Source organism: Brevibacillus sp. FSL K6-2834 (genome assembly GCF_038592925.1).
Classification (GTDB): domain Bacteria; phylum Bacillota; class Bacilli; order Brevibacillales; family Brevibacillaceae; genus Brevibacillus; species Brevibacillus borstelensis.
Window position 1 is genome coordinate 4,126,515 of the sequence record NZ_CP151945.1, and the last position, 23,410, is coordinate 4,149,924.

A 23,410-nucleotide genomic window follows, 5' to 3' on the forward strand; every position below is an offset into this window, starting at 1 on the left:
CTACCTGCTAGGTAGTATCGGGCTCTTGATCGCGGCCTGTATTCTTGCCCCTGTGCTCATCCACCGACGCATCCGTCATCCAGAGAGGCACTCTCGCCATCACGTCGGACAGCTCCTGCAGGTTTAACGGCGCAAGCGGGCTTAAATACGGGACGCCAAAGGATCGCAGGGTAAACAGATGCGTGAGCAGCATCAGCAGTCCCAGCATCAGCCCCATAATGCCAAAAATGCCGGAGAGCAGCATGATCGGAAAACGCAGAATTCTGATCGCCACTCCAAGCGTGTAATGAGGAATGATAAAAGACGCGATGCCAGTGATTGCGACAACCATGACCATCGGCGAAGAGACGAGCCCTGCTTCAATCGCCGCTTGCCCGATAACGAGGGCACCTACGATGCTGACCGCCGCCCCGACCTGCTTGGGCAGGCGGACACCCGCTTCCCGCAACGCTTCAAAGGTGATCTCCATCAAAAGCGCTTCCAACAACGCAGGGAATGGAACAAGCTCCCGGGAGTTGGCCATCGTCAAAAGCAGCGCCGTCGGAATCATTTCCTGATGAAAAGAAACGATTGCCACATAAAAGGAGGGGCCAAGCAGCGCAATAAACAAGAACAGATAGCGCAGCCACCTGATCACGGTGCCAAAGAAATAGCGCTCGTAATAATCCTCGGGAGATTGCAGAAAGGAGTAAAAGGTCGTCGGAGCCACCACGGCGATCGGCGAGCCCTCGACGAGGATGACGACTCTGCCCTCCAATAATTGAGAGCAGGCAATATCCGGCCTCTCGGTCGACAGAAGCTGCGGAAAAGGAGAATACGGGTTGTCCTGCAGCAGCTCCTCCAAATCTCCGCTGTCCAATACCCCGTCGATCCGTATGCTGTGCAAACGTTTTTCCACCTCATCGACCAGCGCTTTCTCCGCGACTCCCTGAAGGTAGGCGATTACCACTTCGGTATGGGAGATGCTCCCCAATTTGTAGGACTTCATCTTCAAAAGCGGAGTGCGCAATCTTTTCCGCAAAAGCGAGGTGTTGATATCTACGGTTTCCACGAAGCCTTCTCTCGGTCCGCGAACGACAGATTCGGCGATAGGCTCCTCGACTGAACGCGTTTCCCACTTGGTTAATCCGACCGAGGTCGCGGTGTTTTCTCCATCCGTCAAAATGACAGGATTGCCGTCCATGACGTGTCTGACGGTCTCCTCAATCGTCCCGATCTCGCTTCCGGAGGCTACGGGGATGATCCCGTGAAACAAAGGGGACCCGGCCGATCTCCTCCGCCCCTCCAGCAAGGGGGTCAGCACCTGTTGATTGAGTTCCTCCTGATTGGCGGTGCCATTGATGTAGATCAGGATGGCTCTCCGGCCACCGCTTATCCAAAAATCATGAAAAAGAACATCCGTGCAATCGGCGAAAATGTTTCGGAGAATATGCAAATTCCTTTCCAGTTCGAAAGACAGCGGCGTCAGTCCCCTCTCGTCTGAGCCGGGCTGAAAAGACAGGGAAGACAAGTGCCCCCCTGAGCGGAGCTTCCGCTTTTTCCATGATCTCGAGAAAATCATGCGGCATCTCCTTTTTTCCTCCATTGTTGACTTTCCCCCTACCTTTTATAACCGCTTCTCCAATGGTACGGAGGCAAAATAAAAAAACTGCCCGACAGGCAGTTTTTATGAGCAGTATGATGGAATCAGGAAGGATCGGCGTCCTGCTCCGATTGGATGTAGTGCTGTAGTTCTTCGTAAAACGTCGTGTTGCAAGCCATGACGCTGCTTTTCCGATCAAACGGCAACGGCTTCCCGTCCATTGTGGTCACCTTGCCTCCTGCTTCTTCTACCAGAATTCTCCCCGCTCCAAAATCCCAGGCGTTCAGCGAGAGGCTGACATACCCGTCGAGTCGTCCTGCCGCCACGTACGCCATTTCCAGGGCAGCGCTGCCCAGCAGACGCATGCCTCGCACCTTGCCGGCCAATTTTTTCACGATCAGGTCAATCCCCATTTGTTCCGCTTGTTTGTTCCAGAAAACGCTGGTACAAAGCAAGGCTTCCTCCAAGGAAACGGTCTTTTCCAGACGCAGTCTTTGGCCATTCAAATAAGCGCCTTGCCCCTTTACTGCGTGAAACATCTCATCCCGGGATGGATCATAGACGACACCGATCAATCCTTCCCCTTTGTGATAAACGGCAATGGAAACAGCAAAGTTGATCTGCTGATGAACAAAATTGGTCGTTCCATCAATCGGATCGATGACCCATAAAGTGTCATACTCGCCGGGATCTCCCGTAAACGTTCGCTCCTCGCCCAGTATGCCATGCTCGGGATACTGGCGCAGAATCGCATCGATAACATGCTTCTCCACTTCCTTGTCCACAGCTGTGACAAGATCTGAAGCGGATGTTTTATATTCGACAGTAAAAGGCTGCTTCATTCGTCTGAGACTGAGTTCTCCTGCGCTTCTGGCACAATCCAGAGCGAGTTCCTTGAGTGCCTCCAAGGTTGTTGCATGCACACGTATCGCCACCCACATCTTGACTTTGCCTCTAGTGTACCATACTTTCCCTGCTGATACACCCTGCTGTCCACCTGATGAAAGCCCGGCAAAAAGTCATAGGAGGCCTGTTGATTGGCCTCCCGTCTGGTCTTGCAGGATGCTGCAGGGAACATCTGTAAGTAAGGAACAGCGCTGGCAAGCAACGGCTACCTGCAGTGATGAGCGACAGCAGCTAACAGCAGCGGGTCACTCCGCCTTTTTCATAGCGCTCACGCAGTGCGTAAATATAGTACTCTCTTTCCGTCATCGGAAAGTACCCGGGTTTGGCATGGGTCTGGTACCAATGCTGCAGATAACGATCGTAGTCCGGCATGCCGAAGATGGTCTTGATGATCGAGCTGATCTGACGAAGGGACTTTTTGATCGTTCTCCACCTTTTTCTCATGCGATGGAATGTCCTTTGCCGTCGTAGTAATTGTCCCCTTTGGATTGAATGTACGGGGATTCGTGAAGCTCGAATTTCTTTCCGCGCAAAATGCTGATCCACAGCCGTATCCCGTCGGCAATAATCCCGATGATGATCGCCATGAAAATCGCGCAGACGGCAGCGTCAATCTGGTCATTCAGGATCATCTTCTGGGCTGCCTCCACTGTCTTGACACCCGCAGGAAGCGTTCCGGCATCAAGCGCCTTTTGGAATGCATCTGCGTGAGCCAGGAAGCTGATCTTCGGATCGGCGTGGAACAGCTTTTGCCATGCAGCGGTCAGTGTAGCTGACGTCAGCCAAACCATCGGCAGCAAGGTGACCCAGGCGTACCGCGCCTTGCCCATTTTGATAATGAGCGTCGTACCGACAACGAAGGCGATTGCAGCCAGCATCTGGTTGGCAATACCGAACAGCGGCCACAGGGTATATATTCCGCCCAGCGGATCCACGACTCCTTGGTAGAGGAAGTATCCCCAGCCTGCCGTGATGACTGCGGAGCCGATCAGGTTCCCCGGCAGCCAGTCTACCTGCTTCATTTTCGGGAAAATATTGCCCAGCATGTCCTGAACCATGAAGCGTCCGACACGCGTACCCGCATCGATCGTCGTCAAAATGAAAACGGCTTCAAACAAGATCGCGAAATGATACCAGAAGGCCATCAATGCCTTACCGCCCAACACCGTAGAGAAAATGGTCGCCATCCCGATGGCCAGCGAAGGTGCTCCGCCCGTCCGGGACAGGATCGTTTTTTCGTTGATGTCCTGTGCGAGTGTCGTAATCACATCGGGAGTAATCGTAAAGCCCCAGCTCGAAATCGTCTGTGCGGCGGCGACCGCATCCACCCCGATTACCGCAGCCGGCGAGTTAATGGCGAAGTAGACACCAGGCGTCAGTACGCAAGCCGCAATCATCGCCATAATCGCGACAGCAGATTCCATCAGCATCCCGCCGTAGCCGATCATCGGCGCGTGCGATTCCTTGGCGATCATCTTCGGAGTTGTACCGGAAGAGACGAGCGCGTGGAACCCGGAGACGGCTCCGCAGGCGATCGTAATAAACAGGAATGGGAACAGGTTTCCGGCAAAGACAGGACCGGTACCGTCGATAAATTTGGTCAGAGCCGGCATCTCCAGCGGCGGCAGCGTCAGCACGATCCCTACAGCGAGAACGGCAATCGTTCCGACCTTCAAAAACGAGCTCAAGTAATCGCGAGGCGCCAGCAGCAGCCAGACAGGCAGGACAGACGCGACGAATCCGTAGGCGATAATCATCCAGGCGAGCTGAACCTTGCTAAAGGTAAACGCAGGTCCCCAGGTAGGAGATTCAGCGACCGCCTGTCCCCACCACAGAGACAGGAACAGAAGCACCAGTCCGATCAGCGAGCCTTCCATGACTCGCCCGGGGCGAATGTACCGCATGTACAGCCCCATCAGAATGGCAATCGGCAGCGTCATAAAGATGGTAAATGTCGCCCATGGCGATTCAGCCAGCGCATTGACAACGACCATGGCCAATACGGCAATCAAAATCACCATGATTGCTACGATCCCGATCAGGGCAAGCGCCCCGCCAAAAGGACCGATCTCTTCCTTGGCAATCTGGCCAAGCGACTTTCCATTGCGCCGCATCGAGCCGAACAGGATGATAAAGTCCTGTACCGCTCCGCCGATGACGACCCCGACGATAATCCAGATCGTCCCCGGCAGGTAGCCCATTTGCGCGGCCAATGTCGGTCCGACGAGCGGCCCGGCACCGGCGATGGCCGCGAAGTGATGCCCGAACAAGACCCATTTGTTGGTCGGAACAAAGTCCTTCCCGTCATTATTCACTTCTGCAGGTGTAGCCCGATTGTCATCGAGCCCCATGATTTTCCGGGCGATGAACCTGCTGTAGAAGCGATACGCGACAGCGTACGAACAGATCGCAGCTGTCAGCAGCCAGAACGAGTTGACGGATTCACCGCGTGACAGGGCCAGAAAGCCGAAGGCAACTGCCCCCAGCGCAGCAACCCCGCCCCAGATCAGGACTGAGAGAAGCCATTTTTTCATTCCTTTCTCCCCCTTGTAAAATGATGAATAGGAACATGAGGAATAAGACCTCAACCTACCCTATCACACGGTTGTACATCAAAAAAACAAAAATTGTCTGAACAGTAAAAAATCGAGCACGAAAGGAGAAAATGCAGGGTTGAAACGAAACGGCTCATGAAAGCGTCTTTTCTACACTGTTTGGACTTGTTCCCACTCTGCTGATTTCCTGGTGGCAAAAGGGCAATGAGCCTTTTCTGTTGATCATCGCAGGCATCGGGGCTATTTGGCTATTTTGGTGGACACGGAAAAGCTTCACCTGGCTGGCGGGATTATTGGCATTGTCCGCCTTATTTTGGGCTTTCCAGATGATGTAGAAAGATAACGGAATCCATGTCAATAAAAGGATAAAAGCATGTATCCGGGCAAGTGGCCGCTGCCGCAGCAAAAGCCATATTCCCGGATACATGCTTTTTTGTCAAAGTAAAAAAAGTAAGTTGGAACTAAAATCCCAGCCGTTTTTTCAACTCCTTCACGACATTGCGGCTTACCGGGACTTCCGTCCGCTGAGCGTCCTGCATGACCAGATAGAGCGCTCCCTTGAACCAGGGAACCAGCTCTGCAGTGCGGTACAGATTGGCGATGAACGCCCGGTGCGTCCGGAAAAATTGTTTGGGCGACAGCCTGCTCTCCAGCTCTTGCAGGGTAAAGGATGTGGCGTACTGCTCCTCTTCCGTATGTATGCTCGCGTATCGGCCGTCCACCGTAGCGTAGACGATATCGTTGGGATCGATCAGCATGATCTTCCCGTTGCGCTCCACCGGTATCCGGCGCGGCTGCTGATCTTGAAGTACGGTCTGGAGCAAGCTTTGCAGTTGCATTTCCAGATACGGCTGCTGGGCCGCTTCGCTTCCCGGCAGCGGACGAAGCTTTCGGACACGGTTGATCGTTTTCTCCAATCGATGCTCGCTGAACGGCTTGACGATGTAATCCACCGCTTCCGTCTCAAAAGCCCGGACCGCGTGGATCTCATAGGCGCTGGCAAAAATAATGACGGGCGGCTGCACCATCAATTCGAGCAAATCCTGCCCTACATCGACGCCGTCGCGATCGTGCAGGTGAATATCGAGAAAGACGGCATCCGGCTCCGCGTCGGGAATAAGCTCGAGCGCCTCTTCCCCGCTCTCTGCTTCTCCAATGACGGCTACATCCGAAAATTGTTCCAGGAGATAGCGAAGCTCTGCCCTTGCCGGGGCTTCATCATCCACGATGAACACTTTCAGCATGAACTTTCACTCCTAAAGGCAATTCTATGAGACAAGTCGTTCCCAGCCCCTTTTTGCTGTCGATCACGATCCCGTACGGCTGGCCGTAGATGGCCTGCAGACGGCTCCTTACATTGGACAGCCCGATGCCGGACAGCCGGCGTTTTCCGTCCTGGGCCGGAGGGGGCGGGACAAACGGGTCCTTTTCCATGCCCACACCATTGTCCGCAACCTTCAGCTCCAATACCTGCTTGTCCTTCAAGCGGGCGCTGATTTTGACGACGCCTCCCTCGCGCTTCGGCAACAGTCCGTGCTTGATCGCGTTTTCCACGAGCGGCTGGAGGACGAGCCCGGGAACGACATAGCGGTCTACGCCCGGCTCGATTTCATATTCCACTTTCAGCTTTTCGCCGAAGCGGGCCCGCTCGATCGCGAGGTAAGCCTCGATGTGCTCCAGCTCCTCCGCCAGCGTCACAAAACCACCGCTGTCGTGCAAATTCTTGCGGAAATATTCTCCCAAATGAATGAGCAGCTCCCGCGCCTGCTCGGGGCAAAAGCGGATGAAGGAAACAATCGTATTGAGCGCGTTGAACAAAAAGTGCGGATTGATTTGCGCATGCAGCGCCTTGATCTCGGCATCCGCCAAAAGACGGGCCTGCTTTTCCAGATCGGCCAGCTCGAGCTGGGTCGAGATCAGGTTGCCCAGCCCGCGAACGAGCTCCAGGTCGACCGCCGACAGCTTGCGGGATCGATCCTGATACAGCTTGAGCACACCGGCTACCTCTCCCCGCTTGCGCATCAGCGGTACGAGTATGGCGCTGCGCAGTGTGCAGTTGTTTTCCCGGCAGCCGATCTCCTCTTTTGTCCCCGCGATCTTCACTTCCTTGGTCTCCAGCACTTCCCTGGTCGCTTTTGTGGTAATCTCCTGCCCGACCACATGATGAGAGGAGCCGGCGCCGACATGGGCAAGGACCGTCTTCGTGTCCGTAATCGCCACGGCCGCCACTCTGGTCGTGCGGAGGATTTCCTCGGCGACGCGCTTGGCTGACTCATAGGTAAGCCCTTGTCTGAGGTAAGAAAGCGTTTTGTCCGCGACCTGCATCGTTCGCTGAGCCTGAAGAGCGCCAATCCGGTCCTCTTCCGTCTTTGCCAGATCGATAATGATGATCAGGACGGCGATCCCGAGCGCATTCACCACCGACATCGGCACGCTGATGGCCTTCACCAATGCCAGGGCATCCGCATACGGCCTGGCCACCAGCAAAATGATCGCCATCTGCATCCACTCTGCGACGAATCCGACGGCCATTGCCGTCGTCCAGCGAATTTCCCGCGTCCGCCGGAACCTGTAAAAAAGGCCGGCCAAAACTCCTTCGCTGATCGTGGAGATGGCACAAGCCAGATCGGTGAAGCCGCCAAGCGTGTAGCGATGAATGCCGGCGACCAGCCCAGTCGCCAGACCTACCCACGGCCCTGCCAGAAGGCCCGCCACGATGGTGCCGATCACGCGGGAGTTGGCAATCGCGTCCTGGTACCAGATGCCGTTGTACGTGCCTAAAATCGAAATTCCGGAAAAGATGAGAACCATGACTGCTTTGTCTTTGTAAGTGGCTCGCTGGTTTAATAGGCTGCGAAATGCTTTGACGCGCGTGAACAGCAAGGCAGCTACGACCAGTACGGCAGTTCGTTCTGCCAAGGGGATCATGAGGGCCAAATTCATCCTTGTCGCTCCTCTTCCAGTCTGTTGTTATCATTATCGCCACGGAGTGCTTATGCGGTCAAGCAAATCGTCAGTCTAGACTGAATTGACGCACAAAAAAATCCGCCAACAGCCATAGCTGTCGACGGAACAGAAAGCCAAGCCGCTTCTTACAGATTGCCCCGCAGCTCCTGTTCTCTCTCGAGCGCTTCAAACAGCGCCTTGAAATTTCCGTTGCCGAAGCCGCGCGCCCCTTTTCGCTGAATGATTTCTACGAACAGGGTCGGACGGTCTACAATCGGCTTGCTGAACAACTGCAAGAGGTATCCTTCATCGTCGCGGTCCACCAGCACCCGCAGGTTGCGGAGCGTTTCGATGTCTTCGTCGATCTCTCCGACACGCTCCTTCAGTTCTTCGTAGTACGTGTCCGGTACGTAGAGGAAGTCCACGCCATTTGCCCGCAGTGCGGAAACTGTTTTTACTATATCGTTGGTCAACAGGGCGATATGCTGCACACCCGGACCTTTGTAAAACTCGAGAAATTCCTGGATCTGCGATTTCCGGCGCCCTTCGGCTGGTTCGTTGATCGGGAACTTGATCCGCCCCGTGCCGCTTTGCATCACTTTTGACATCAATGCGGAGTACTCGGTCGAGATGTCATCGTCGCTGAAGTTCTGCACGGCTGTGAATCCCATGACTTTTTGGTAGTAGGCCACCCATTCATCCATGACTTCCACGTTTCCGACGATATGGTCAATCCCGATCAACCCGGTTTCTTCTCCTTGAATAGGAGATTCATACGCTTGGTAGCCCGGAAGGAAGGGACCGTTGTAGTTTTTCCGCTCGACAAAGGTGTGGATGTTGTCCCCGTAGGTGCCGATGATTGCCTTTTTCACAGTGCCGAAGGAATCGGAAAACTCGGTCGGCTCCATGACCGGCACGGCTCCGCGGGAAACGGCCTCGCGATACGCCTGCTCACAGTCGTCCACGCGAAGAGCCACGTCCTTTACGCCGTCCCCGTGCTTGCTCACAAACGCGTTGATCGGGCTGTCAGGAGTAAGCGCCCCTGACAAGACAAACGTAAGGTGTTTTTGTTTCAATACATAGGAAACCTTTTCCCGCGAGCCTGTTTCCAGCCCTGCGTAGGCCACAGCCTGAAATCCGAAGGCCTTGGTGAAGTAATGCATGGCTTGCTTCGCATTTCCTACATAGAACTCCACATAATCCCAGTCCTGAATGGGAAAGAAATCGGTGTTGCTCATTTGCCTACCCCTCCGACTTTTTCAAATTTTTGCATGATTGGGATGATTTTGTTTGTTATCTTGAGAGTACATGGAAAGCGTTTACTCCCGCAAGAACACGGAACAACGCGAAAACGCGCAACAGCTTTTCTCCAATAAAGTGCGCATCATCAGCGTCTTCCGGTACGATGCAGGAATATTTGCCCGGATAGATGAAAAACAAGGGATGAAGCGTAAAATGCTTGCTGAAAGGTAAGGAGGACTATACGAATGACACAATGGAGTGAAATGGCAAAAGAGCAATGGGACCAATTTTCGGCGGATTGGCATAAGCGCAGCGAAGCCATGTGGGAAACGGGCAGCCGCAGGACGATCCTGCCGCTGTTTACCCGCTATGTCCACGCGGAAAATGGACCTGTTCTGGACGCTGGTTGCGGAGATGGATACGCTAGCTGCAAGCTGGCCGCAAGCGGCTATACTGTGGAAGGAGTCGACATTGCCGGGGAAATGATTCGCCTGGCTAAAGACCGGGCAAATGACCGGGCAAAAAACGGTGAAATAGCTGTCCGCTTTCAGACTGGGGATGTGTCCAGCCTTCCCTTTTCCGATCAAACCTTCAGCGGGATTCTCTGCATTAACGTGACGGAATTCACGCCTTCGCCACTCGCTGCACTCCTGGAGTTCCATCGTTTGCTCAAACCGGGGGGCATCCTGCTCCTCGGCATACTCGGCCCGACGGCAGGACCACGGGGACACAGCTATCGCCGCCTGTACGGGGAGGCGACGATCCAAAACACGATGATGCCGTGGGAAGCGAAGCAACTGGCCAGCGAAAATGGCTATGTCCTGCTGGAGGAAGAACCCGTTTATAAAGAAGGCGTACCTGCCGAACTGGCAAATCGGTTACCCGCGGAATTGCGCGAGGCCCTCAGCTTTTTGACATTGTTTGTGCTGAAAAAAGGATAGAAAGAACGGCCCCGCCCGTGCCAGCCATAAAAAAAGGTGCCGCGACCGGCACCTTTTTTGGCGTTTTGTTACTGAAATGGATTGACAACTTTATTGGCTGCCATCCACATTTCTTTGCTTTTCATCAGCTGTGCGATTACGGGCTGTTCCGTTCCGTAAAGCGACCGATAGAGTCGCTGGGTTTCCCGCAAATCATTGTAGGTCAGATAAGGGTAATCCGGTCTGCCAAAGGTGTCATCAGGGAACCAGGCGTAGTGCAGATCTCCATTTTGCGTGATCCATCGTTCTCCCAGATTGGTGACTCCCTGAAGCATCACTGTTGCCAGCGCTTGGTCGGCCGGATCTTGAAATTGCATGTACATTTTCCACAAAAAGTTAATTTCCGCCAACTGGTGGTTGAGCGAAACATGTGTCGGCTTATGCGGTGTCGGGTGGGCGTAATCGGCAACCAGCCATCCATCTGTAGGACCGGGTATGACGTAGTGATACTGACTGGCGTGGTTTCGCAGATACAGGGCGTACCTTTTGGCCGATTCACAAAATTCACTCTCATTATACTTTTTGCAGCCATCAAGCAGCAGCTCGGCCATTCCGGTATTAAACCGCGTATCGTAAAAGCCATCAGGGATCCCGTAATCGTCAGCCAGCCACTGGGACTGTGGATACGTCTTCCAGTGCCCTTCCGCTTCCTGATTGCGGACAGCGGTATCGAGCATGACGTAGGCCATGTTTTGCGCCGCTTTGCTGGTTGGATTCGCCAGGAAGGAGCGGACTACATAGTTCTCCGGATTGCGCCAAAACGCATTGACGGTGTAGGGAACGTATGTAGACGGACTCGTGTAGTAATAGCCGTCGTACAACCACTTGGCCTTATCCGAGAGATCGACTCCCAGCCAAAGATTGGCTGTCGGCTCACTATCCCAGGGAACCAGCGGGGAGCTGGACTCCATGATCCACCATTCGCTGACCATTCCCGCCTTTACCGGGAGCTGTACCTCCAGATGCATGCGATACCACTCTTTTTTCACGGCAATGGGCAGAGCCAATTCCTTTTTTTCCTCGATTGTCGTTCTCCCCAGAGGATTGTAGACAATCGGCGAGGCGACCCAGAAGTAACGACTTGGTGATTCAATAAAGCCGGGAACCAGCGGCAATTCATTTGTCTCCGCCAAAGAGAGCAAATTCCATACCCGCGTGATCTGGCCATTATTATCCGTGCTCAGAACGTGGCGAAAGGTTGACCCTTCGCCTGCAAACGGCACCGACAGCACATACGGACTGCTGTCGATCTGCCCTTCCAGCCTGTACATGCGAAACACGTCACCATTTTTAAACTGGTAGATCTTCTGTTTCAAAGCTCCACCGCTTACCGAAATAGACTCTTCCTTGATCGTCGGCTTTTCCCACTGAAAAGCATCTGAGGCGGAAGGGGGCATTGCGAGTGAGACTAGCAATGCGAGAAAAAACAATACGGACTTTCTTACCTTGGTCATGTAATCCCCCTTGCTCAGAAGTTTGCGAACCCGCTCGCTCTGTTTTCGGAGTAACTGCCACGCCATGATGTAATAGGTTCCACATTATCTTCGCATTTCCTCCATTATTTATCAAATATGATTAGAAAGTACCATGATGAAATGCCTTGCAATCTGATAAAGATGTAGGGAAAGCGACTATTACATTCGACACGGAGGGGATGTCATGACAAACAAAATTATTTCTGCTGCCCTCGTCTTTTTCTTTATTTCTTTGGCCGCCTGCCCGCCGGCAGCTTGGGGAATCCAATCACATCCGCCGCTTGCCGCAGCACCTTCAGCCAAAGAACCAAAAGAGCCTCTCCCCTATTTTGGGACCGGAGAGGTTTACGTGCAGCCCGGGTCAATCGCCCCGCTTTTTCCCGTCCCTTCTGTTTCTTTCGATACGCCTGCTTTTCAAAAGGCCAGCCAAGCCTTTACCAGTCAGGAAGAAATGATGGCGTTCGTCAAGAAGCTGGACAGTCAGTACGCTCACGTCCGCCTGGAAATCATCGGGCAATCCCTCGAAGGTCGGGACATTCCGCTTTTGATCCTGTCCCGCCAGCCTGACCAGGTCCAAACTGACAAGACAAAACCTATCGTCTGGCTCCAGGCCCAAATTCACGGCAATGAGCCCGCTTCAGGTGAGTCCGCTCTGGTCATCGCGCAATGGCTGGCAACAGAACATCTGGGAAAAGACCTTTTGGACCAGGTACATGTAATCATCGTTCCGCGAATCAACCCCGATGGGTCCTACCGGTTTCAAAGAACGATCGCTGTCGGTCAAGATGCCAATCGCGATTACATGAAGGCCGAATACCCCGAGGTGCAGGCGATCCACAAGGCATTCGACCGCTTCCGGCCCGATGTCGTGCTGGACGCTCATGAGTATGGCGTCACGTCCGCTTCCCTGGCGAAGACAGGGAAAAAAGGAGCGCTTTCTTCCTATGATGTGCTGATCTCTTCGGCCAAAAATTTGAACATCCCAAAAGAACTGCGGAGCATGTCCGATCAACTGCTGCTGCCGGAAGTTGAAAAAGCGCTGGATGAGGCCAAACTGACGCATCACCCCTACTACACGTTATCCCAGAACAAGGACGGGCAGATTATCGCGACAGAAGGCAGTACGGAAACGCGAATCGGCCGCAATGCCCTCGGATTGAAAAACAGCCTTTCCTTTTTGGTGGAGACGAGGGGAATCGGCATCGGCCGGGCCGATTTTGAACGCCGTGTATATGGACAGGTGACGACACATGCCGCCTTTATCCAGGCCACAGCCCGACATGCAGAAAAAATAAAACAGACGGTCGCCAGATCACGCAGCCGGTTGATCGAGCAGGGGAAAAAAGCTGATGACGACGACCGGATTGTCGTCACTAGCGAAAACAAACGAATGACCGGTTACTCACTGGATGTGATTGATTTGGCACAGTCCAAGCGCGTCTCCATCCCGGTTGCGTGGGTGAGCGCGACAAATGCTTATCCGACCCTGGAGAGGAAAAGGCCGACTGCCTATTTAATGCCTCCCGCTTATCACCATATCGCTGACCGGCTGGAGCGGCTGGGCGTGAACATCGCGACATTGTCCGAGCCTGCTGCTCTCCCTGTAGAAAGCTATCTTGTCACGGATAACAAGGTACAGGCTCGCCTTGAAAACGGCCGTTTTCCCAACCGGGTGGAGACCTGGGTCACTGAGGAGCAGGTGACCTTTCCTGCAGACAGCTACGTATTTGCGATGGACCAGCCGCTCGCCAACTTTATTGCGCTCGCGCTGGAGCCGGAGTCCGTGGACAGCTTCGTGACGAACAGCTACCTCCCTGTGCAAAAAGGTGACCGTATCCCTATATACCGCTATATGTCCGAAAAGCCGCTCCCGGCGAATTAGCACTTCGGCACTTCGGTCCCCCGGCACTCCGATACTCCGGCACCCTGGTACCCCGGCACTCAGGTACCCCGGCACTCAGGCACCCCGGCACTCAGGCACCCCGACCTAATAAAAAAACGTCCCTGCACCGGTTGTTTCAGCCGGTTGAGGGACGTTTTTTGTCAAAGAGGTTTTTCCTTACATAATTACTTGCTCACTTGCTTGCGCTGTTTTATTCAGCCAGCAATCGTTTTACGTCTTGGTAGCTGGCTTCCAGCTGCCTGTCGACTGCTCCCGCTTCCTGAACGTGATGGCGCAGCGCCTCATTCATCTGCTCCAGAGCCCGTTTTGCTTCCTGGACCTGCAGATTGTTTTCGTCCGTGTAGCGCTTTTGCTGCTGGATCGTTTCCATGACACCCGCCGTCTCTTCACTCACTTCCCGCAGGGCGGATACGATGCTTTCCATTTTTTCAGCCGCTTCCTTGCTTGTCGACAAGCCTTTTTGGATCGCACTGCCGCTCTTCTCGCTGTTGGCGATCGCTTCTTTTGTCTCTTCCTGAATTTTGCCGATCAGCTCGGCAATGTTTTTGGTCGAATTGGCTGTCATTTCTGCCAGCTTGCGAACCTCGTCCGCAACGACCGCAAAACCCCTTCCCTGTTCGCCTGCGCGAGCGGCTTCAATCGCTGCATTGAGAGCCAGCAGGTTCGTCTGATTGGCGATATCGCTGATCACTTGAACGATGCTGGTAATCTCCGACGAACGCTCTTCGAGACGGCCCATGGATGCGGACGTGCTGGCAGACTGCTGTTCCAGCACGCTCATCACCGAGACGACCTCTGCCATTGAGAGCTTGCCTTCATTTGCCCGTTCTACGGACTGCATGCAGATGCTCGTCAAACGCTCTCCGCGGGAATAAAGGTTGTCGGCCGACTCCTCGGACTCTGTGCTGATCCGCTGAATTTTCGCGATAATGCCTTCCATCCGGTTTGCCAGCTCGGCAAGGGAGCCGTGCTGGTCGTTTACAACGCCATGCTGATGAATGATCGCGCCCATTTGCTCGTAAACCGCCATCAGCTCTCGCTTGATTTCTTCGCGGTCTCCCCGCGCATCCGGCTCCTGCAGTGCTACGGCGGTCGCAGCTATTTCCTGCTGGGCTTCGTCCTTCTTTTTCTTCCAGAACATTGACGTCACTCTCCTCTTTTTTCTTCTGGCTAGCGTGTGTGGCTCTCCCGGTGCGCAAAAGCGCGCGATTCCATAATTCCCGGATGCTGCTTGGCCAAAAGAAGCAGGTTTTCCAGGTAGTAATAATGGCCTTCCAGTACTTCCACGTCCTTGCGGGTAAACTGCTTCGTCTGCAAATACTGCTGCATCTCCAGGGCGTATCTCTCCAGCTTGCCGTAAAATTCATTGGCCCGCAGCATTTGCTCCACTTCCGGATAGGCGGTTTTGAGCCGATTGATTTCACCGTATACCTTGGTACCTTCGAGAATCAGTTGATAAGCCGCGCGCTCATAGGAGGCGGCCGTCGCTTGTTCCTGTTCCTGTCTTGCGGCGCGCAAAGCGGACAGGTACGTGATAAAATGGTAAACAGTTAAAAATAAAGGCCCCAAAAACAAAATGATTCCTGCTTTGTATACATGTTGGTTTGCCAGGTTGCTGATGAGCAAGAACAGATGAAACAAAATTGCCCCCAGCCATGCGTAAATAATCACATGGTGGTTTACCTTGCCTGCCTCCTGCTGGCGCGAGAAAACAAACGTCAGCCCCAAAAGATAAAAGGCAAGCAGAGTAAAACTCGCACTGAACAATGCCATTTCCATCTCCTGAAGCCAAGTGGCATCGGCAGGAATCTCAAACAAAAATTCAAAGGCGAGTACCAGCAGTGAGAAGAGCAAACCCATGATCCAAAACCGGCTTACTTCGGAATCGTTGCGCCGGCGAGAGCGGTACCTTTCCGCACGGGATTCTTTCAATTGTTCTCACCTCACTTTCAAATGGATTCGCCATGATTCACCAATTTCCTCTTAGGGCCAGACAAAATCTGACATCGGAGGCTACCATGAAAAACCCTTTGCCCGCTGCATTTACGGCACGTATGCAGGCGCTATTGCAAGACGAATACGAAGCCTTTATCGCGAGCTATGAAGAGGCTGCGAGCCACGGCCTCAGAATCAATCCGTTGAAGCTTGCGCCGGCTGATTTCCTGTCGCTCTCCCCCTTCTCCCTGGAGCCGGTGGAATGGTGTCCAAATGGCTTCTGCTACAGGGAAGGAGATCGTCCCGGCAAGCATCCTTACCACTCAGCCGGTCTGTACTATTTGCAGGAGCCGAGTGCCATGTCCCCTGCGGAAGCACTGGAGGCGCTCCCCGGCGAAACAGTACTCGACCTATGTGCGGCTCCCGGCGGCAAGACAACCCAACTGGCAGCGGCCATGAAAGGGAGCGGGCTGTTGATCGCCAATGAAATTCACCCGTCGCGGGTCAAGGCCCTTTCGGAAAACGTCGAGCGGCTGGGCATCACCAACGCTATCGTGACCAACGAAACACCGGAGCGGCTGGCAGAGCGATTCCCGCTGTTCTTTGACCGGATACTGGTCGACGCGCCGTGTTCCGGCGAGGGCATGTTTCGCAAGCTCCCGGAGGCAGTCGAAGAGTGGTCACCGGAAAAAGTGACGGAGTGCCACCTCACGCAGCTCGATATTTTGGATGCGGCCAGCGCCATGCTCAAGCCCGGGGGAACGCTTGTCTACTCGACTTGCACATTCGCTCCTTTGGAAAACGAGCAATCCGTGGCTGCTTTTCTACAGCGCCATCCCGAGTTTGGCATGATCCCGCTTCCTTCCGCAGACTTGTATTCGCCCGGCGAGCCCAAGTGGGCCTACCCGCCCTTGCAGGATGTGTCTTTGGCCGCACGCCTTTGGCCCCATAAACTGCGAGGGGAAGGCCACTTTGTCGCCAAGCTGAGAAAGTCGGCTGAAACGGACACGGCAGAACTGTCCCGCAGCCGTCCGAAGAAAAAAGCAAAACCTGCCTCTTTTGCCGGCAAAAAGGAAGCGGTCGCAAGCTGGCAGAGCTTTGTCCGGGAAGCCCTGCCGAACCTTGGCGATCTGTACGCCGACGACTCTGCCCTTCTCCTCTTCGGCGACCAGCTTTATTATACCCCGCGACCCGGACTGGATTTGGACGGCCTTCGCATCAACCGGGCCGGCTTGCACCTGGGAACGCTGAAAAAAAATCGCCTGGAGCCCTCACACGCTCTCGCCTTGGCAGTATGTGCGGAGGCAGCAGCACGCGTCGCCAGCTTTTCTGCAGCCGATCCTGACCTGATCCGCTATCTCAAGGGAGAAGCATTATCGCGGGAAGGAGAAGCTGGCTGGACTCTGGTCTGTGTGGACGGCTTCCCCGTCGGCTGGGGCAAGCAGGCTGACGGACAATTGAAAAACCATTATCCCAAGGGATTGCGCTGGCTGTAATCCAGCTGGCAAGAAAAAAGCCCACCTGCATCGGGAGCACAGATTCTTCCCGCAGGTGGGTTTTTGTTAGCGGTTCCGCCGATTCGGCCCGTCGTTTACCATAGTCAAGGAGCCGTTTTTTATGTAACGAAGGATTCTGGATACGGAAATACCGGTTGCGTTGGCGATTTGCATCGCATTGGAGTTGGGGTTCATTCGCAGATACTCGCGAACTACCCGATACTCATCCAGTTCTTCCTGTGTGCACGAACGGCATGCCGATTCAGCCGCCGGAATAGGCAAACCGCATTGTTCACAGAATAGTTGAGTCATGACAGCTTTCTCCTCATACCCTGATTTGTCCCCTGAGCAGGACCCAGGTCCAAAGTGGCCGATATTTTCTGGTACTTCTATCATTATTGTACCCGTTTTAGGGTAAGAGGAAAACCCTGCATCTATAGAACTAGATTCAGCCGTTCACTGCCATTTTCACTGACAAAAGACCGCTTGCGGTAAGCAAAACGACGCATCCGACAGCCAAAGCAGCCATATCGGGCACAAAAAGTGAAAAGGTATGCCAGGTCACATTCAATCCGTACAGGAGCACCGGCAGCAAGAGAACGGCAAGCAGGATAAAGACTGTTGCAAGCCCGGCCCATATCCGCCTGTTCCCTGACTTCCGCCGTACTCGGAACAATCTGTAGACCACCATTGCCGTTACCAAGAGCAGGACGAGAAAAACAACTGCAAACAGCCATCTTTCCATCGGCACTGAAAAGGTTGCGGGCTGCGCCTTTTTTCCCAGCAAAATCTGCTGGACCCCGTTCATTACTTGCGTAAGCCTGATCTCCTCCAGCGAATTGTTGCGATTGGTCAAAATGGCGGCTCCCCATCCTTCCCCGGGCAGCAGCATGATCTCCGAGCGATAATCGGGGGTTGAGCCTGCATGCCAGATGCGTTCTCCGCCTTCAGCCAGCGGCGTGATCCTCCAGCCGAAGCCGTAAGAGGTCTGTGAATTGGCTCTTGTCAAGACGGCAGGCTCCATCATCATCCTGGTGTGGCGGGCAGAAAGCACGGCATCCGGCTGCAGCATTCCGATCAGATAATGTCCCATGTCTTCGGCACTTGCCGCAATGTACCCGTAAGGAGCTCCCCCGTTGTCATATGCGATGTCGCTTTGGACAGACAGACCAAACCAGGAGCGGTAACCGGACATCCAGCCCTTTTCTTTGGCTTGCCGGACACTGGCTGCAGCATTGGACATGCCAAGCGGCTCGAATACGGATTTATCCATGTACTCCTCGAACGAAACGCCGTAAATCCGTTCGATCAGCGCTCCGAGTATCCCGTAGTTTGCGTTGCTGTACTGGTGCCGTTCACCCGGCCGTGCGGTGGTGGCTTCCGTAGAAAGCTCACGAACGTATCGCTGGACTGCTTCGCTGTCGTCCGCTCCCTGGTCGGCAAATTTCATGCCGGATTCCGTACCAAGCCCGCTCGTTTGCGTGAGCAGTTGGCGGACAGTGATTTTTGCGGCGTCCTCTTCGCTTTCTAGCGTAAATGAAGGCAAATATTGCCGGACAGGCGCATCCAGGTCGATTTTATTGGCCTGAACAAGCAGCATGATTCCATAGGCAGTAAGGCCCTTGCTGAGAGAACCGAGCAAAAACGGCGTTTGTGCCGTCACAGCCGTCTTCCCGTCTCCGGTCACTCCCCATGTTTTTCTGTAGACAATCTGCCCGTCCTTTACCAGCACCATGGAGCCTCCGGGGGCACCCAGCTTCGCGGCGGCATCATCGATGTAGGCATCGATCTCATCAAGCTTGGCTTGCAGCTCGGCGGAAATCGCCTGCTGTGCCGCAGAAGCATGCTGACTAGGCAAAATCAGGGTTGAGACGATCAAGGACAAACATAAAAAATAGCTGTAAAACCGAAAAGATTGCACGGATAATAAGCTTTTCATGACAGACTCCTTTTCCTGGTCATCCTGAGGCGGTTGCGTCAATCGTTGTCGATGACTACATTACCAGATGAAACCAAGTTGGAAATCCGTCAAGAGGCGGAGAGGAAATCGGACCTGCGGCCCGGCTTGCGAAAATGAAAAGCGCTCTCCGTCCTCGGGTACCAGCACTCTGTCAGCCAATTGATTATCTTTCAAAAAATCTCGCAGCTCTTTTCGCTCCAGCAGACAATGATTATTCGCAGCGATCAACGATCTGGCCTGCCAAGCTGGGAAACGCATGCGCAAAATGGAATCCAAAGACCACCTGCCCTATGTCCGCTTCGTCTCTGGCCGCCCTTATCCATCAAAAAATCAAATGATTGAGGTGACGAAAATGATACCGACATTGGAAACAGAAAGGTATCCTGCTGCCAGAATATCTGTACAGCAAACAGCCTTAGCCCCTGCAAATTCAGGACTAAGGCTGTTTCGGCATCAATTGCCCCAGACTTAGGCTAGCCACATACTCTGGGCTGGCACGCTGGGTGCTTTTGCTTCTACCCGTCGACTGTTAACCGCGCGGACGTTTCCCGCCGAAATTTCCTGAGCGGTTTCCGCCACGGCTGCCAGCTCCGCCCGGTTTTCCGGATCTGCCAGCGCCGCCAGCTTTCCCCGCATCACCCGATTTCCCTGCCTTGCGGGCAGCGATCGCTTCTGCGCGGCGGCGATTTTTTTCGTATTTGGTCTGCAGCTCTTCCAGCTCGCGAGCCAGCTTTTTCTTGTAGCCCGGCTTTACCTTTGTCTTCTTTTTGATGGCTTCGCGGACCGGAGCGATCTGCTTGTCCTTTTCCTTCGCTTCTTCCTTTGCCTTCTGCTCGCGCAGTTCAATAAAATACGCTTCACGTTCTTTGGCGCGCTCGCGGCGTCCCGCGTCGAGATGGCGTCCGACTACCAGCAGCCTTTCCTCGATCGACGCCTTTGTCGCTTTTGCAAACCGGATCATCATGCTTTTCTGGCGAGGAGAGACGAGCGAAATCGCCTTCCCTTTTTGTCCGGCCCGTCCCGTCCGTCCGACGCGGTGGATGTAGCTCTCCACGTCATTTGGCAGGTCGTAGTTGATCACATGAGTGACGCCTTCCACATCCAGCCCGCGCGCCGCGATGTCGGTAGCCACGAGAAACTGGAATTTGATATCGCGGAACTGCTTCATTAGCTGTTCCCGCTTGTTTTGCGACAAGTCTCCATACAGCGCGCTTGCCGAAAATCCGTTTTCCTGAAGCCGCGCAGTCAATTGCTGCACGCGCACCTGGGTGTTGGCAAACACAATGCAAAGATATGGCTTTTCTTGCTCCAGCAGATCGACCAGCGCATCCGTCTTTTCAGTCTGGTTGACCACATAGTAAAACTGCTCAATGGATTCAACCGTCTTTTGCTTCGATTCGATCTTGATATGCGGCGGCTGCTTCATGAACTGCTGCGCCAGCTTTTTCACCAGATCGGGCATCGTGGCGGAGAAAAGAAGAATCTGACGCTGCTGCGGCGTGTTCACGATGACCTGCTCGACATCCTCGAGAAAGCCCATCTCCAGCATTTTGTCGGCCTCGTCCAGAACGAGCGTGGATATGCGGCCAAAGTGCAGGGAGCCCCGCTTCATATGGTCCAGTACCCGTCCCGGCGTTCCCACGACGATGTGAACCGTTTCTTTCAATTTGTTCAGCTGCTTTTCAATATCCGTGCCGCCGTGCAAAGAAAGAACGTTGACACCCATATGCTTGCCAAGCTTCTCAGCCTCTTTGGCGATCTGGATTGACAGCTCACGCGTCGGCGTAAGGATCACAGCCTGGATATCCTTCCTGCCCGCTTGCAGACGATTCAGGATCGGCAGCACAAAAGCCGCTGTTTTCCCCGTACCGGTCTGCGCTTGACCGATGACGTCCTTGCCCTCTGTTATCAATGGTATCGCTTCAGCCTGGATCGGCGTCGGTTCCTTGTAAAACGAATCCTGTATGCCTTGCATCAGTTCCGGGCGAAAGCCAAACGACGCAAATGTCTTTGTCATGATGCTCACTTCCTTTTCAAAGGAAGCCGCCCTCCCCCGTCTGTCGGCCATCCCTGCCTGACGAGCGGATAACGGCATCCGTCCTTCATTTTCAGCGACGAGCGCTGGTTCTGTCTCCCTATAGTATAGGAGTCTTTTCAAAAACACAACAAAACGGTCAGAATGCCCCTTTTTGGCTTCGCAAAAGGGATGAAACAGGCGGCTCGGCTGCATGCGTGCATGCTGCTTCGAACCGCCTGCATTTCCGGTTATTTCGCCAGCTCGTAAATCGCTTGAGCGTAGATAGCCGTCGCTTTGATCAAATCGTCTATGAGAATGTATTCATCCCGCTGATGCGCGCAGTCGGGACGGCCGGGGAAAAGCGGGCCAAAGGCAACGCCTACGTCCAGCGAACGGCCGTAAGTAGCGCCGCCAATCGCGATAATTCCCGCTTCCAGTCCGGTCTGCTCCGTGTAAACCCGCTGCAAAGTCGTCACCAGTGGATGATTCGGGTCTACCCGGTGAGGGCGCAAATGCTCGACCACCTCGAACACGAATGCAGCCTGGGCAATCCGCTCCTTGAAAATGGCGCTCCACTTTTCAAACGGCAAGGAGTGAGGATAGCGAATGTTGAGCTGGAACAGGGCATCGCCATCTGCCTCATACTGAATTACGCCTGTATTCAGCGTGAGCGGTCCCATCTCCTCGTCATGATGAGAGATGCCGAGCGCTTCGCCGTAATGCTGCCGATACAGGTACTGCTCGGTGAAGCGGACGAATTGATCCGCTCGGGCATCCAGCGTCAGTGTTCCCAAAAAATGAATCAGCTCGGTGCCTGCATTGACGCCCTTGCCAGGGTCCATTCCGTGGACGGAGACGCCTTCCATATGGAGCAGCACATGCCCATTTGAGCATTCGGCCTTGCCCTTCATGCCCGAATCGTTCAAATACGCCTCGTATGCTTGAATCAATTCCTCGGCTCCCATGCCCATCGGCAACAATCTGGCCTCCGCTTTGTCCGGCACCATGTTCATCCTTCTGCCAGAGGCAAGCTCCAGAAGCTGAGCTGCCGGGCTGTCGGCCGACGGGAGCTGCTGCCCGAGGAACGCTTCATGCGTTTGCAAAACAGTCAGGTCTGTCAGTCCCTTTTCCGCATATATCAAAGGAAAATCGGCATCCGGCGTGAAGCCCATGGTCGGCATCTCTTCGGTTTCAAAGTACGTTTTGACACACTGCCAACCAGACTCTTCGTCCGTTCCAAAAATGAGTCTGACCCGTTTGGACAGCGGCAGACCGGATTCCTTGACCAGCTTCGCCGCAAAAATCGCCGCAATCGTCGGTCCTTTGTCGTCAATCGCTCCGCGGGCGACGATCTTCCCGTCCACAATTTCCGCAGCGTATGGCGGCGAAGTCCAGCCGTCCCCTTCTGGAACGACATCCACGTGGCTGAGCACGCCGATCAATTCGCTGCCCTGGCCAAACTCCGCATGACCGGCATAGCCGCCGACATCCTTTACCGTCATTCCTGCCTGCTTGCACTGTTCAAGCACAAAGTCCAGCGCTTCACGGATGCCTTCGCCGAAAGGAGCCCCTTCCCGTGCTGTGGATGGGTCCAGCAAGCTTTTGATCCGCAAAAATCCCTGCGTCGTGGAAATCAGGTCGTCTTTTCGCTTTTCAACTTCCTGCAGCCAGTTCATCGTCGTCATGTAGATGTTTCTTCCCTTCTTTGGTCTTCATGCCTTCTCCCGTTTCCTCATCGTCCACGTCCAAATCAAGCTCCACAAGTGAAATCAGCGATTCCATCGCTACTTCCTTGGCGGTGAACTCCACCTGGGCCTCCTTGATTTCCTCGCGGATATTGTTCATCTCGCTGTCCAGCTTGGATGACGCCTTGGCGGCTTCAATCAAGCGCTGTCGGATCGCGGAGGGAATGATTCCTTCGTATTTGTAGTTGAGAGAGTGTTCGATCGTCGCCCAGAAATTCATGTTCAGTGTGCGAATCTGGATTTCCACAGGGATGACCGCCTGCCCCCGGGCTGTCATCAGCTCGTACGCTACGGCCAGATGATAGCCTCTGTACCCGCTCTCCTTTGGCCTGGACACGTAGTCCTTCTCCAAATAAATCCGCATGTCTTTGCGGCGCCGGATCATTTCCACCACAGCTGGAATATCGTCAATGAACTGGCAGATGATCCGGATTCCTGCTATATCCCGGAGCTCCCAGCAAATATTTTCATCGATTTGAAATTGAAGGCGATTCGCCTTGTTGTATATACTCGGGACCGACTTCACCCGACCGGTGACGAACTCGATAGGAGAGTGCTCTTTTCGCTTCCGCAGCTCGTTGCGGATGTTTTTCAGCTTAACCTTGATCTCTTCCACGGCTTGTTCGAACGGTAGCAGGTATAGTTCCCAGTCTAGTTTCTGCATGCTA

Annotated in this window: 18 protein-coding genes; 3 read left to right on the forward strand and 15 right to left on the reverse strand. The window is 54.1% G+C overall.

Features of this window, described 5'->3' with window-relative positions; all coding sequences use genetic code 11:
• Positions 1 to 7: 7 nt before the first annotated feature.
• From NST96_RS20425 to hppD, 7 genes are all read right to left on the reverse strand, one after another.
• Complete coding sequence (locus NST96_RS20425) at positions 8 to 1,561, reverse strand: spore germination protein (RefSeq protein WP_342404359.1); 1,554 nt, start codon at positions 1,559 to 1,561, stop codon at positions 8 to 10.
• A 125-nt stretch (positions 1,562 to 1,686) separates the two neighbouring features.
• The gene (locus tag NST96_RS20430; RefSeq protein WP_024983861.1) at positions 1,687 to 2,505 is read right to left on the reverse strand and encodes an inositol monophosphatase family protein; all 819 of its coding nucleotides are present in this window, start codon (positions 2,503 to 2,505) and stop codon (positions 1,687 to 1,689) included.
• Between the two features lie 214 nt (positions 2,506 to 2,719).
• Positions 2,720 to 2,932: a YbdD/YjiX family protein gene (locus NST96_RS20435; RefSeq protein WP_003389039.1), complete on the reverse strand. Its 213-nt coding sequence runs from the start codon at positions 2,930 to 2,932 to the stop codon at positions 2,720 to 2,722.
• Complete coding sequence (locus NST96_RS20440) at positions 2,929 to 5,022, reverse strand: carbon starvation CstA family protein (protein WP_003389037.1); 2,094 nt, start codon at positions 5,020 to 5,022, stop codon at positions 2,929 to 2,931. The genes NST96_RS20435 and NST96_RS20440 overlap by 4 nt, the downstream gene beginning before the upstream one ends.
• A gap of 482 nt (positions 5,023 to 5,504) precedes the next feature.
• Positions 5,505 to 6,287: a LytTR family DNA-binding domain-containing protein gene (locus tag NST96_RS20445; RefSeq protein WP_024983859.1), complete on the reverse strand. Its 783-nt coding sequence runs from the start codon at positions 6,285 to 6,287 to the stop codon at positions 5,505 to 5,507.
• A complete protein-coding gene (locus tag NST96_RS20450) occupies positions 6,262 to 7,986 on the reverse strand; it encodes a sensor histidine kinase (protein WP_031931841.1) in 1,725 nt (574 codons plus the stop codon). The genes NST96_RS20445 and NST96_RS20450 overlap by 26 nt, the downstream gene beginning before the upstream one ends.
• Before the next feature lie 149 nt (positions 7,987 to 8,135).
• Positions 8,136 to 9,227 carry a 4-hydroxyphenylpyruvate dioxygenase gene (gene hppD / locus NST96_RS20455; RefSeq protein ID WP_227277924.1) on the reverse strand — a complete coding sequence of 364 codons (1,092 nt, stop codon included), beginning with the start codon at positions 9,225 to 9,227 and terminating at the stop codon, positions 8,136 to 8,138.
• Between the two features lie 249 nt (positions 9,228 to 9,476).
• On the opposite strand from hppD, the gene NST96_RS20460 reads away from it, so the two are divergent.
• Positions 9,477 to 10,172, forward strand: coding sequence for a class I SAM-dependent methyltransferase (locus NST96_RS20460; protein ID WP_031931842.1), 696 nt, complete (start codon positions 9,477 to 9,479; stop codon positions 10,170 to 10,172).
• 68 nt (positions 10,173 to 10,240) lie between these two features.
• On the opposite strand, the gene NST96_RS20465 is transcribed toward NST96_RS20460, so the two are convergent.
• The gene (locus tag NST96_RS20465) at positions 10,241 to 11,665 is read right to left on the reverse strand and encodes a hypothetical protein (protein ID WP_003389032.1); all 1,425 of its coding nucleotides are present in this window, start codon (positions 11,663 to 11,665) and stop codon (positions 10,241 to 10,243) included.
• A gap of 205 nt (positions 11,666 to 11,870) precedes the next feature.
• Here NST96_RS20465 and NST96_RS20470 point away from each other — a divergent pair, with 205 nt between their 5' ends.
• Entirely contained in the window at positions 11,871 to 13,568 is a 1,698-nt protein-coding gene (locus tag NST96_RS20470; RefSeq protein ID WP_342404366.1) for a M14 family metallocarboxypeptidase, read from the forward strand.
• A 211-nt stretch (positions 13,569 to 13,779) separates the two neighbouring features.
• Here NST96_RS20470 and NST96_RS20475 read toward each other — a convergent pair whose 3' ends face one another.
• Positions 13,780 to 14,730 (reverse strand): methyl-accepting chemotaxis protein, encoded by a 951-nt coding sequence (locus NST96_RS20475; protein ID WP_003389030.1) that lies wholly within the window; start codon positions 14,728 to 14,730, stop codon positions 13,780 to 13,782.
• A 29-nt stretch (positions 14,731 to 14,759) separates the two neighbouring features.
• Positions 14,760 to 15,521, reverse strand: a complete 762-nt coding sequence (locus NST96_RS20480; RefSeq protein ID WP_003389029.1) for a hypothetical protein — start codon at positions 15,519 to 15,521, stop codon at positions 14,760 to 14,762.
• An 86-nt stretch (positions 15,522 to 15,607) separates the two neighbouring features.
• Here NST96_RS20480 and NST96_RS20485 point away from each other — a divergent pair, with 86 nt between their 5' ends.
• Complete coding sequence (locus NST96_RS20485) at positions 15,608 to 17,020, forward strand: RsmB/NOP family class I SAM-dependent RNA methyltransferase (RefSeq protein ID WP_172920284.1); 1,413 nt, start codon at positions 15,608 to 15,610, stop codon at positions 17,018 to 17,020.
• A gap of 66 nt (positions 17,021 to 17,086) precedes the next feature.
• Here the strand turns inward: NST96_RS20485 and NST96_RS20490 are convergent, their stop codons facing one another.
• The 5 genes from NST96_RS20490 to NST96_RS20510 form a co-directional block, all read right to left on the reverse strand.
• Entirely contained in the window at positions 17,087 to 17,332 is a 246-nt protein-coding gene (locus tag NST96_RS20490; protein WP_003389025.1) for a hypothetical protein, read from the reverse strand.
• A gap of 136 nt (positions 17,333 to 17,468) precedes the next feature.
• Complete coding sequence (locus tag NST96_RS20495; RefSeq protein WP_024983854.1) at positions 17,469 to 18,959, reverse strand: serine hydrolase domain-containing protein; 1,491 nt, start codon at positions 18,957 to 18,959, stop codon at positions 17,469 to 17,471.
• 550 nt (positions 18,960 to 19,509) lie between these two features.
• Positions 19,510 to 20,997, reverse strand: a complete 1,488-nt coding sequence (locus NST96_RS20500; protein ID WP_172920286.1) for a DEAD/DEAH box helicase — start codon at positions 20,995 to 20,997, stop codon at positions 19,510 to 19,512.
• Positions 20,998 to 21,245: 248 nt separating this feature from the next.
• Positions 21,246 to 22,682 carry a dipeptidase PepV gene (gene pepV / locus NST96_RS20505; protein ID WP_003389021.1) on the reverse strand — a complete coding sequence of 479 codons (1,437 nt, stop codon included), beginning with the start codon at positions 22,680 to 22,682 and terminating at the stop codon, positions 21,246 to 21,248.
• Entirely contained in the window at positions 22,651 to 23,406 is a 756-nt protein-coding gene (locus NST96_RS20510; protein WP_003389020.1) for a GTP pyrophosphokinase family protein, read from the reverse strand. Before NST96_RS20510 ends, pepV begins: the two co-directional genes overlap by 32 nt.
• Positions 23,407 to 23,410 lie beyond the last annotated feature (4 nt).